Below are 12,923 nucleotides of genomic sequence, written 5' to 3'. Positions count from 1 at the left end.
AAATCAATGATGCTGATACCATTTGAACTCAACGCTCGATAGGATTTGAGAAGTTTGTTATGATTTGCTACTGGATATGTATTTAACGTATGAAAACTCTATGATTTAATGATTTAAGAGTTATTGGGAGAGCCAATTCTGACAAGCCTCGCTACTACTCGTATTGTGATTTCCAGTGCAAGTAGATAAGTCAGACACAAATTGATTTCTGACTGCAAGTAGATTTTAATACACGGATTACAAAAAGCCTCTCTCCTACTTATATTATGACTTCCAGTGCAAGTAAATAAGTCAAACACAAATTGACTTCTGGCTGCAAGTAGATTTTTATGTGCTGATTTATAAAGGCTATCGTAAACGTGAGATTTCTAAAATTAAGCTACAACGGGATTTTAAAATCCAATTGCGCTAAACTGTTTGGATATTTCGCTTTAGCTGTTTATTGGGATTGATAGAACAAAGAAATAAAACAAAAACCCACTGCACGCAACAAGCAGTATACGCAATACGGGTTGTTTTGCTATATTTGAGCCATGTACAAGCAATTAACATTCAGTAGTTCTGACAGTCGGGCATTTCAAAGTTCCCGCACTGCGCATACTGCTGGGCGTTGCGTGCAATGGCATCAAAACCATGACACCTGTAAATCGGATGAAAGTAAAGTACACCGATAGGTATCCTTCGGTATTACATAAACCCATCTTGATTTGACTCTGTAGCCCGGCAAAAGTATTTACTCCGTTTTAAGCTTTCTGCATCAGGATTCCTATCGCTGCACTTTTATTTTGATTTGACCTGCAAGAAATCAATGATGCTGATACCATTTGAACTCAACGCTCGATAGGATTTGAGAAGTTTGTTATGATTTGCTACTGGATATGTATTTAACGTATGAAAACTCTATGATTTAATGATTTAAGAGTTATTGGGAGAGCCAATTCTGACAAGCCTCGCTACTACTCGTATTGTGATTTCCAGTGCAAGTAGATAAGTCAGACACAAATTGATTTCTGACTGCAAGTAGATTTTAATACACGGATTACAAAAAGCCTCTCTCCTACTTATATTATGACTTCCAGTGCAAGTAAATAAGTCAAACACAAATTGACTTCTGGCTGCAAGTAGATTTTTATGTGCTGATTTATAAAGGCTATCGTAAACGTGAGATTTCTAAAAATTAAGCTACAACGGGATTTTAAAATCCAATTGCGCTAAACTGTTTGGATATTTCGCTTTAGCTGTTTATTGGGATTGATAGAACAAAGAAATAAAACAAAAACCCACTGCACGCAACAAGCAGTATACGCAATACGGGTTGTTTTGCTATATTTGAGCCATGTACAAGCAATTAACATTCAGTAGTTCTGACAGTCGGGCATTTCAAAGTTCCCGCACTGCGCATACTGCTGGGCGTTGCCGGTAATGCTAACACCGCAAAATGACATTTTTTACGTAATTTGAAAGATAGTTGTCTTTTCGGACTACTTTTTGTATATTTGCATCATGACTAAAAAACGTGAACTAATATTTTATAAGGACTATTTTCGGGACTTTTATAAATCGCAAACAAAAAAGGTTCAAACCAAGATTATTTGGACTTTTAGGATTATTGAAGATTTAGACATGATTCCGGAGATTTATTTCAAACATCTTGAAAATACAGATGGATTATATGAGATACGTATTCAATTAGGTAGTAATATTTATAGGATTTTTTGCTTTTTCGATGACCAAAATGTAGTTGTTGTAGGCCATGGATTTCAAAAGAAAACACAAAAGACACCGATAAAAGAAATAGAGAAGGCACAAAAAATAAGGAAGGAGTACTTAGATGAAAAAGAATAATGTAAAGACTTTAGACCAATTTATTGACGAGGAATTTGGCAAAAAGGGGACTAAAAAACGTGAAAAATTTGAAGCTGGATATGAAGCCTTCAAATTAGGAGTTTTGATTCAACAGGCTCGACAAGAAAAGGGCATGACTCAAGAACAGCTTGCAGGGCTAGCCGGGACAAATAAATCGTATATCTCAAAATTGGAAAAGGATTTAAAAGATATTCGATTTTCGACTCTTCAGCGGATTATTACAGAAGGACTTGGCGGACATCTTGAAATTTCGATAAAATTTTAAATGAAAGATTGAAAAAAAAGCACATACCGGCAACATGCAATATAAAAAATTGGGGTTTAATAGGTTATTCAAGGGTTTTGCTTCGTATTAAGTGCTGTTTAGCTTGATAGATAATCGCTCCGAACTCCCCAACTTTTCATATTGCCACCGTTACAGCCAAGTGTCACCTGCCAATTTTAAGGTCATTTTACTGATAGTGCATCTAAGTTAGCTCCGGTTTGATAACACATTTTGCATGCCCCAGTCCCACCCCTTCATTTAATTGGGCGCTATTGTAACGGATTGCAAAGTGTCACAAAACTTGGGTAAAGTTCAAAAACCAATTCCAAAACCATGAGTAAGCTTTGGCTCTTTTGGCAATAAAGCCTTTTGTCTGCTTAATAATAACCATTTACTCAGCCTCTGAGCCAATGGTTTGGCTAATGGTTTTTGAAACAACTTTTCCGCCACTTTGCTTTGCACCCTGACAAGTCCTGCAGCTATTAAATGCCCGGCAGATAGATGAGATAGCAATTAAATCCGGTTCCGGGGGCAAAATGATGTTCCAAACCTTGTGCGCCCATATAGCTTTGCGCTTTTAACACGCCGCCACCAGGCTATAACAGCCAATATAAGCAAGCTGGGGGTTGCAGAAATAGAAAAGTTTGTATATTTAATCCGCGGTATCGCTGGTTTTTTGGGTTGGCGGTTTTAAGCCCAGCCTGCTCATATTGGCGTACCGTTAGCGGCAAGCTATACAGAGCGGTACATTAACAGATTAATTAAAAAACAATGAAAGTAAGACTAATTAGAAAAGAAGAATATAAAAGCTATTTTATTCCGCCTTTGTTTTATGGGCCAATATTAGGACTGATTATTTTTCTTGTATCGCTTGTTGATAATGAATTTAATTCTACTTTAACAGATTAAACAAAACCCTTGTAAACATTGATATTTCAAGGAAATTCAGTATCTTCAATGCACAGAAAAACAGGCTTATCGTTCCGAAAAATGTTTAATACAACGTAAAAATAATAATCGATATGGAAAAACACTGACCTCTGTAATAGAGCGAGTTAGTGTTCACCTTAATGATTATCAGCATGTATTTTGTAATTCAACAAAGAAGTTCTTTGACAAAGCACAGCAATATTCATTAGGAATAATACAAAGTCAGATGCGCAATATTGAAAGAATAAGCGAAGATTTGGGAGCTAACTACCATCAAATGCAGCACTTTATAACTGAGTCTAACTGGGATCATCGAGTTTTGATAAATCAAGTAGCCCAGGAAGTAAGCCAGGTTTTACCCAAAAGAAAACTTACAGGATTGATTATTGATGAAAGTGGTTGGGTAAAAAAAGGCGACCATAGCGTAGGCGTTGGACATCAATATTGTGGGAATGTAGGGAAACTATCAAATAGTCAGGTTGCGGTATTTGCTTGTTTAAGTAATGGGGATTTTGCATCAATGGTTGATGCCCGACTATACCTTCCCAAGGCTTGGTGTGACGACAAGACAAGATGCGAAAAAGCAGGCGTTCCTGTAAAGCACCGAACATTTAAAACTAAGCTCGAACTGGCATTAGAAATTATTCGCCAGCAAGTAACCAATGGCATCATCTTCGATTTTATTGGAGGCGATGGTTATTATGGTAACGATGTGGATTTTGCCAGCAGCATAGATTTGCTTGGTTATCTGTACATGCTGGATATCCATAAAGACCAAAAAATATATTTGGAACGTCCTGACTTGGCTATTCCCGAGCGAAAAAGCAATAAGGGTCGTGAACCCAAGAAATTAAAAGCAACTACAGACGAATTAAGTGTATCAAAATATTTACAGACTTTAAATGACGAAAATTGGCAGCGTATTAGTGTTCGTAATACAGCCAAAGGAGTTCTTGTAGCTGACTATCATTTTATAAAGCTTTGGATAATCAATAACAGTAAAATGCAAGTAGAGCAAAGGTTACTGGTTATCCGTAAAACGAAAACCAAAGAAGGCAAGGACGAAATAAAATATTCTTTTACCAATGCTAATCTTGAACAATACACTAAGAAAGCTATAGCCTATATGCAAGCACAACGGTACTTTGTAGAACATTGCATAAAAGAATCAAAACAGATACTCGGGCTAGACCAGTTTCAGACACGAAAATGGCTTGCATGGCAACACCAGGTTGCATTAAACTTTTTGGTCTCGTCATTTATTTTAAAAGAAAAATTGCATTGCTTTGATGATTTACCTTTACTATCGGCTCGTGATATTAAAGAATTTATCACTTTTAAACTTTATAAACAGATGACCGAAGAACAAATGATTGATAGAATTTATGACCGGCATTTAAAACGACAGCGTGATATAAATTACTCATATTCAAAATTGTAAATCTGTTAAAGTAGAATTAATATATCTACAGTTAAAGCTTTTATTTTAGGTTTTGCTTTTACATTTGGATTACAATTATTCGGATTTATAATAATGGAAATAATCGTCCGTGGAAATCAGATTCAAAAATTACAAAAGGATAATTTTAAAATATTAGAGCAGTATGGAATTTATTTACATGACGATTTAGTGTTTAGAGGAATTTACAATGGATTTTGGATTCAAATTTATCCACATGAAGAAGTGATTAAAAAACGAAAAAAACTCTATTTCACAATTAATTCATACTATGATTATCCAGAAAACTTGGGTGATAAGGATATGAAATGGCATTTTGACCAGAAGAATTGTAATAAGTATGATATTGGGTCAATTAGTTTTGGTGGAAATGCTGTTACAGTGGTACCAATTGATAAATATAATCCCGACTTTAAATCTTCAATCGACTTCTTAATTTTTAAATTGCACGAATTAAAATTGAAACCCCTTGACTTTAAAATTTGGGAAGATAATTTTGTAAGACCAATAAAAGAGAAGCAAGAAAAAGAAAGGAAACTGCGGACTAAACAGATTATAAAGATTGGGAAATTTATAGACATAAAATATGAGAAGCCAGCCGCTAACAATGTATATACAAAATAGGCAAGATAGTAGTAAAGTCAACAGTTGTAGCCCGCTTCAAAATTGCGATGGTTTGATAAGTTTGAAGCCCGCAATTGCCTACTTTGCATATACTGGACGTTATGGGCAATTTTAAAAATGAGAATAGCGGTCAATTATGGACTGACCACCCGAGTATGAGAATAAGATGGAGTGATAAAATTTTAAAAAAATAGTTAAAAACAGTTTAAAACCTTTTAAATTTACAAATGATGAAAAAATTATTGATTTTATTTACAGTAGCAATTGTCTTTGGCAGTTGCCAAAAAGAAGATACCGGCAAAGACATTGTTGGAGATGAAACATTGATTAGCGATATTGATGTTTCAAAACTTAACAACGAAGCAAAAAGGTATTATGGAAACATGGCAAAATTCATGAGTCTTACAACTTCTGAACTAAAAAGTGCCCATGTCAGTAGGCTTAAATCTGCAACAAGTGAAGATTCTGACAGCTTGTTAAACCCTATAGTTGAAGAATTTGCCAATTTGGATATTATTGACGAGTCGGGTTCACAAATTTCATTTTTTGATTTGTCAGATAGCGACAGAGGAGTATTTTTAGACCATTGGGTCACTGCTGGTGCTGCTGATATGACACCTAAGTTGAATGATTCTATTATCGGAGAAGAATTAGAAGAATATGTTCAGATTCAAAACGATGTTTTTGATGAAGTAATGGAAGAATTAGGTAATTCTGATACAACTACATTGAAAAGTGCAGTTGCCAAATTATCGCAGAACGAACTATATGGTATGATTAGTTCAAGGGTTGTAGAAAGAATAAAAGAAAAGAGCGAAGCCTATGCAAAAGAACTGTTACTATCAAATCCAGAATTATCAAGCACTTTGAAAAGTTCGACAAGTCATCCCGACTATGTTGACCCAAGCAAAGTCTTAGGGCAATTGCGGAGTCATGCTGATAGGGGTAACGTATTGATTAACTTACCGGGTTCTGTTTGGCTTTCTGCTTATCTTTTTTATTATAACCCACTTGCTATTACAAGTTATGTGGGTGTTGGCAAATATCCTCCGGGTCATGTTAGTATTGTATTAAAAACCAAAACAGAAATTTCAAATATTTCTTCTAATGTTAGCATTAGTTCACAAAACTATACTAATACTAATGGGGTGCAGTATGAACAAATTGATCCTGAGTGGAACTGTAAGGCTCATTTGTGCTATGTTAAGAAAAGAGAATGGCAATGGAGAGGCTTTAAAAGTGGTTTTAAAACAGTTTACCCAAATGCAGATAAAGTAATTGCATATGCAGAAAGCCAAATAGGTAAGCCATATTGTTCTGGTTGGGATTTTATTACTGCTAAGAGTAGAACAAGTTGCTTTATTTGCACAACAATCACATGGCGTTCGTTTGATAATGAGGGGTTTAATATTCATCGCTTATTAGCTCGATGGATGCCAACCATTGCACCTGCTGATATTCTTTTGTCTGACCATGTTGTGGAAAAAAATAAAATCCAATAGATATGAAGAAAGTTTTTTTTGTTTTAAGTATTGTATTCCTTCTCGCATGCGAGAAGGAATATTTCCCTGATGTGAATGCATATAGGGATGAAGCATTATTTGGAACTTGGATTAATCGTTCAGATGATTTTAATGATTCTGTAATTATTGTTTTTACAAGACAAGGATACTATGACATTGTTAATCCTATGGAAAACGCTCCAACAATTAAATACACTGACCTAGATGGAATTTGGCATATATCAAAAAAAATCGAAGAAAACTCTTCGATTGGTGAAATATATTCTCGTTCGACTAGTTCAAATTTAAGCAACAAAGGTTGGGAACGTTTGGAGGATTACAGAGTTTCTAATTCAATGGATACATTATTCAAAAAAGGTAAAAATGAAGATAAATATCTTATTTTTTTAAAATATCGTTTTCAGTTAATTTATGATGGTGCCAGATATGTTGGTATAGATTCAATTAATTAAAACTGCCCATAACACGGTATATAATTAATGGCGGGGCTTGTGGTAGTGAAAAGGTTTGTGCTACTATCAAGCCCCTTGCTATCTTGATACTGTATCGCTTGTACTCCGCCACTAATCATATATCTTACCGTTGTGCATAATTTTCTAAAATATTTATGGAATTTACAGAACATATACATCCTGATAGAAATTAAATAATATGAAAGCAATTAACATTTTACTATTAAGTCTGATTTTCAGCAATTTATTTTCACAAGAGATTTTAGAAAAAGAAGTTAAAACCGAAGTTAATGAAGTAACGGTTTTCCTTGACGGTGCACAAATAGTTCGAAAAAAAACAGTTGAGTTAACAAAAGGTAAGTCGATTCTCAAGTTTGTTAATTTATCTCCCTTCATTGATGCCAAAAGCGTTCAGGTTAAGGCCGAAGGAGAATTAACGGTTTTATCGGTAAATCATCAGCAAAACTATTTGGATAAGTTGGAAAAATCTGCTGAATTGACAGATTTAGAAAAACAACTTGAAACTATTGAGGAAAATATTAAAATAGAGAATACTTACTTGACTATAATAAAGGAAGAACTTACATTTTTACAGGAGAACCGAAATATTGGCGGAAAAAATGAACAAGTTAATGTTTCAAACCTTCAACAAGCCTCGGATTTTTATAGTAACAAATTGACATCCTTGAAAATGAAAGAAATAGAGAGAAATAAAACTCTTAAAACTTTGAATGAACAAAAGAATGATTTGCAGAATCAAATTAAAACTTTGACAAGTAAAAAAGATTACCCAACAGGAGAAATCTTAGTAAAAGTAGATGCGAAAAACACAAATAAGTTTTCATTGGAATTAACATATTTGGTCGCAAATGCAGGTTGGTTTCCATCGTATGACATTCGAGCCAAGAATATAAATGAACCTGTCCAGTTAATTTATAAAGCAAATGTTAAACAAGACACAAAAGTTGATTGGTCGAATGTGAAACTAAAATTTTCCTCTGCTAACCCAAATGTATCAGGCGTAGCGCCCGAATTACAAACATATTTTTTAAATTATAACACATTACCACCTACATATAAATTGACAACTAATAGCGTCAGTGGAAAAATAGTTGATAGCAATGGAGAACCTCTTCCAGGAGCCAATGTGGTTGTTGAAGGCACTACAATTGGAACGGTAACAGACTTAGACGGAAATTATTCAATTACAATTCCTAACAATTCAAGCCAGTTGACATTTTCTTTCATAGGTTATAATTCAAAGACTTTACCTATTTCAAACACTGTGATGAATGTTTCATTAGAAGAAAGTGAAATGGAACTACAGGAAGTAGTCGTAATTGGATATGGTACCCAGAAAAAAGGATCTATAACCAGTGCTTTACAAGGCAAAGTAGCTGGTGTTAGCGTAGATAATTCTATCAATATCAGAGGTACAAGCAGTTTGGCTATACCAACATCACAAGTTGAGAATCAAACAACCGTTGATTTTGAAATCAACGCACCGTATACTATTAAATCTGATAATAAAAATTATACGGTCGACATGGAATTCTATGATTTACCTGCATTTTACCAATATTATTGTGTACCTAAAGTTGATAAAGATGCCTTCTTGATTGCAAACGTTGTAGATTGGGAAAAATATAACTTATTGGAAGGTGAAGCGAATGTCTTCTTCGAGGATACATATGTAGGTAAAACACTCATGGATGTTCGGTATGCATCTGATACATTGGAAATATCCTTAGGTCGGGATAAAAAAGTATCGGTAAATCGAGAAAAAATTAAGGATTTTACTAACAAACAGCTTATTGGAAATAAAAAGGAAGAAACTCGTGCTTGGAAAACAACCGTTAAAAACAACAAAAATCAAGCAATACATATGATTATCCTTGACCAAGTTCCAGTTTCTACAATCGAGGAAATAGAGGTTGATGTTCAGAATACTTCTGGTGCATTGCAAGATTCTGAGAGTGGAGAAATAAAATGGAAATTTGAATTAAACCCCACTGATAAAAAGGAATTTGAATTAAAATATACGGTGAGATATCCAAAGTACAGAAACTTGATAGTCGAATAAAAACTATGCACAACAAGCATTATACGCAATACGGGTTGTTTTGCTATATTTGAGCCATGTACAAGCAATTAACATTCAGTAGTTCTGACAGTCGGGCATTTCAAAATTCCCGCACTGCGCATACTGCTGGGCGTTGGGCAACATTCCCCACATCAGAGTAACCGATAAATTTCAATTGCTTACGACAAATGTGGGAATTGAAAAGGTGATTAAAATGTGGATAATTGCCAATATATATAAACAACTCATAATCAATAATAAGGCTTAATGTTAGTCGGAATTCTACACAAGAATAGAGATTCAAAGAGTCCTAAGTAGCTTGATTTATTTATTGAATGCTATATTTGAAGTGTTAATAGGTTGGAAAATGATAATTTCAATAAGGCTTTTGTACTGATAATCTGGCGTTAAAAAGAAAAAGACACAATGGAGGGTATTTTATGGCATGCTGAAATTTAGGTTTAAGAAGCCTCAACTTATATACTCAGATTTTAGTAGGAATTATTAATTAAATATGAAACTTATTTATTTGAATTATTAAATGTATATGAAGTATGAGTAAAAAAATATCGATAGTATTAATAATATTTCTGTACTCTCAACAAACATATTCTCAGGATAATGTCTTTATGACAGACATTCTTGGTTTTACACTTTATCCCATTTTATCAAACTCTCAAAATGCTCCTTCTACACTTTACTATTTTGATTTACAATATGAAAGAGGACTGAGCAATGATAGATCGTTACTTATTTCTTTGGAAAAGGGTAGATTAGCTTCCTCTGAGACATTTAGTAATAATATTCCTTTACATAAAATTGAAACAAACTCATTTGCTTTGACCTTTGAATTCAGAGAATATTATTCCAACCGAAAAAGTAGTCCTTTAGGGTTTTATTCTGGTCTTTTCTACAAACATTACTTCGTTAAAGAGAAATATTATGATTATGAAGAAGGAACTTATAATTTCTATGATTCGGATAAAGGGAATATTTTTTCTCTTGGAGGTCGAATAGGTTATAAATTTGGAGATCGAATCATATTTGATCCCTCTGTTCTTTTAAGTATCGCATACACTTCAGGTTTAGAAATACATGATAACCCTTATGATGAAATGAAATGGTTGCGAAGATTTTCTTTCCCTGTTTACTTGAAACTATCTATTGGATATAGATTTTAATGGGAGATAAAACGTTGCCCAACAAAAAATATAGGTCATTTGGCGGAAAGTGCTAATTTTGAGCATGGTAACAATTAATGAATCATGTGGGGGTTTGACAGGTGAGTGCTCCAAAATGCCAAACGACCCATATTTATACCGTTAGGCGCAATTGCAAGAAACCGCTCCGAAGCAAGGTTTTCGGTTGATAAAATGACTGATATATTTGTACAAGAATTATATTGATTTGATGCCATAAAAATTTAAATTTGTGGATTATATGTGAATTGTGATTTATGGAAAAACTAAAATTTATAGACCTGTTTTGTGGGATTGGTGGCTTTAGGACAGCAATGGACCAAGCTTGTATTGAAAACAACCTTATTCCAGAATGTGTGTTTTCGTCTGATATTGATAAATTCTGTCAAGATAGTTATGAAGCGAACTTTGGACACCGTCCAGCGGGTGATATTACTAAAGTTGACGAAAAAGATATTCCTGACCACGACATTTTATTTGCAGGTTTTCCATGCCAACCATTCAGCATTATTGGACAAATGCAAGGTTTTAACGATATTCGTGGTACTCTCTTTTTTGACATTGCACGGATTATTAAACATAAAAAGCCCAAGGCTTTTATTTTGGAAAATGTAAAGCAACTTGTTGGACACAATGGTGGTAAAACACTAAAGACTATTATTAAGACTTTAGAAAAAGATTTGGGTTACAATGTCCAATTTGCTGTATTAAATGCTCTTGACTATGGACTTCCTCAAAAACGAGAACGAGTAATAATTGTCGGACACAGAGAACCTATATTGTTTAACTATCCTTCTCCTGTTAGGCCATTCAAGCCCCTTTCGGAAATTCTTGAAAAAAAGGTTGACAAAAAACATTATGCTTCTGAATATATTGCACAGAAACGAAAAGATAAACACAAGTCAGCGTATCCGCTTTCTATTTGGCACGAAAATAAAGCTGGCAATATTTGTTCTTATCCATATTCTTGTGCTTTACGTGCTGGTGCATCATATAATTATTTACTAGTAAACGGAGAAAGGCGTTTAACACCTCGGGAAATGTTTCGTTTGCAAGGATTTCCAGATAGTTATAAAATTGTTGTAGCAGACACTCAAGCGAGGAAACAGGCAGGAAACGCAGTTCCAGTAAATTTAGTTAAAGCAGTTATTTTAAAACTATTACCGTTTGTTGCAACCTCAATGGATATGACTTCGGTTTTAAGAGAATATGAAGTCAGCTATGGAAAACAATAAATCACCAAAATTAAGAACAGTAAATAAATCCGTTTCGGCTTTTCCATTAAACGAATTTCCGAAAGAGTTTCCTTTTATACTTGGCAAAGAATTAATCTATCTTCTTGCTTCTAAAGGGAAACCTGAACTTGAAGGCTCTGATTGGGAAAGTATTTTCGCAACTTGCATTGGTGCTGATTGGAAACCTTCAAACGTTGGACTTGACGATGTTGTAATGGGCAACACGGCTTGGGGTGCAAAAACTGTTAAAGCGACAAAACCATCAACACAAAAAAGAGTAAGACTGATTTCAGGCAGAAATTCGCCAAACTACTCATTTGGTGAACGTAGCGACCAAAAAGCAGACCCAGTACTAATCGGCAAACTTGTTCTTGAAATTTGGAATGAGAGGGTTTCTGCGATTAGAGAAAAATTTAAACATTTAAGGACAGTTGTTTTGATTAAATCAAACGACTTGTCAGAAGTAGTAGTTTTTGAGTTTGATACAGTTCGTTATGATTATGAATTGTATAATTGGGAGTGGAATAAAAACAATAACCTTGTAGGTACACACAAAAAGACGGATGAACATTGTTTTACATGGCAACCTCACGGTTCACAGTTTACAATCATTGAAGATGTTCCTGAAAAAGGTTTAGTAATCAAAATAAAACAACCCAAAACGCTTGTCAAAGACCAAGTTTTAAAAGCATTGGGTTTTGATAAATCTTGGGTGACAGTAACTCAAAAGACAAGTTAAAACTGACAAAAGAAAAGCAAAAGCGCCTAACACGCGGTATAAAACATTGGGGTTTAAGTGGTTAAATCAAGCGTTCTGCCCCGCATCAAGTTCGGTGTAACTGGACAGGATAGTAGCCCGCAATCCCCAACGATTTCATACCGCCAACGTTGCGTGCAATGGCATCAAAACCATGACACCTGGAAATCGGATGAAAGTAAAGTACACCGATAGGTATCCTTCGGGATTATGTGATTCGATTTTAACAAGACTTTATAGTCCGACAAGACTTAGTGCACTTTAATAACTTTCTGCATCAGGATTCCTATCGCTGCACTTTTATTTTGATTTGACCTGCAAGAAATCAATGATGCTGATACCATTTGGACTCAACGCTCGGAAGGATTTTTAGAATTTGATTGTGATTTGCATTTAGTGCAGTTTTTAATGTGTGAGAACTCTATAATTTAATGATTTAAGAGTTATTGGGAGAGCCAATTCTGACGAGCCTCGCTCCTACTCGTATTGTGACTTCCAGTGCAAGTAAATAAGTCAAACACTAATTGACT

10 protein-coding genes are annotated in these 12,923 nt (G+C 34.5%); all 10 read left to right on the top strand.

The genetic code is table 11. The annotated features are described in order from the left end of the window. Positions 1–1,503: 1,503 nt before the first annotated feature. The 10 genes from IPM71_16070 to IPM71_16025 all read left to right on the top strand — a co-directional run bounded on the left by IPM71_16070 (position 1,504) and on the right by IPM71_16025 (position 12,375). The gene (locus tag IPM71_16070) at positions 1,504–1,845 is read left to right on the top strand and encodes a type II toxin-antitoxin system RelE/ParE family toxin (GenBank protein QQS51058.1); all 342 of its coding nucleotides are present in this window, start codon (positions 1,504–1,506) and stop codon (positions 1,843–1,845) included. Next, complete coding sequence (locus IPM71_16065; protein QQS51057.1) at positions 1,832–2,131, top strand: helix-turn-helix transcriptional regulator; 300 nt, start codon at positions 1,832–1,834, stop codon at positions 2,129–2,131. The genes IPM71_16070 and IPM71_16065 overlap by 14 nt, the downstream gene beginning before the upstream one ends. 1,156 nt (positions 2,132–3,287) lie before the next feature. Further along, positions 3,288–4,502 carry an IS701 family transposase gene (locus IPM71_16060; GenBank protein QQS52872.1) on the top strand — a complete coding sequence of 405 codons (1,215 nt, stop codon included), beginning with the start codon at positions 3,288–3,290 and terminating at the stop codon, positions 4,500–4,502. Between the two features lie 93 nt (positions 4,503–4,595). After that, a complete protein-coding gene (locus tag IPM71_16055) occupies positions 4,596–5,144 on the top strand; it encodes a hypothetical protein (protein QQS51056.1) in 549 nt (182 codons plus the stop codon). Positions 5,145–5,371: 227 nt separating this feature from the next. After that, a complete protein-coding gene (locus tag IPM71_16050) occupies positions 5,372–6,646 on the top strand; it encodes a hypothetical protein (GenBank protein ID QQS51055.1) in 1,275 nt (424 codons plus the stop codon). A 2-nt stretch (positions 6,647–6,648) separates the two neighbouring features. Continuing rightward, positions 6,649–7,119 (top strand): hypothetical protein, encoded by a 471-nt coding sequence (locus tag IPM71_16045; protein QQS51054.1) that lies wholly within the window; start codon positions 6,649–6,651, stop codon positions 7,117–7,119. 199 nt (positions 7,120–7,318) lie between these two features. Beyond that, positions 7,319–9,202, top strand: coding sequence for a mucoidy inhibitor MuiA family protein (locus tag IPM71_16040; protein QQS51053.1), 1,884 nt, complete (start codon positions 7,319–7,321; stop codon positions 9,200–9,202). A gap of 629 nt (positions 9,203–9,831) precedes the next feature. Continuing rightward, positions 9,832–10,383 (top strand): hypothetical protein, encoded by a 552-nt coding sequence (locus IPM71_16035; GenBank protein ID QQS51052.1) that lies wholly within the window; start codon positions 9,832–9,834, stop codon positions 10,381–10,383. A 275-nt stretch (positions 10,384–10,658) separates the two neighbouring features. Next, a complete protein-coding gene (gene dcm, locus IPM71_16030; protein QQS51051.1) occupies positions 10,659–11,636 on the top strand; it encodes a DNA (cytosine-5-)-methyltransferase in 978 nt (325 codons plus the stop codon). Further along, positions 11,623–12,375 carry a hypothetical protein gene (locus tag IPM71_16025; protein QQS51050.1) on the top strand — a complete coding sequence of 251 codons (753 nt, stop codon included), beginning with the start codon at positions 11,623–11,625 and terminating at the stop codon, positions 12,373–12,375. The genes dcm and IPM71_16025 overlap by 14 nt, the downstream gene beginning before the upstream one ends. The last annotated feature ends 548 nt before the right edge of the window (positions 12,376–12,923 follow it).

It is taken from the genome of Bacteroidota bacterium (assembly GCA_016699695.1).
Taxonomy (GTDB): Bacteria; Bacteroidota; Bacteroidia; order Bacteroidales; family UBA10428; genus UBA10428.
This window is presented reverse-complemented; position numbering and strand designations above follow the sequence as displayed.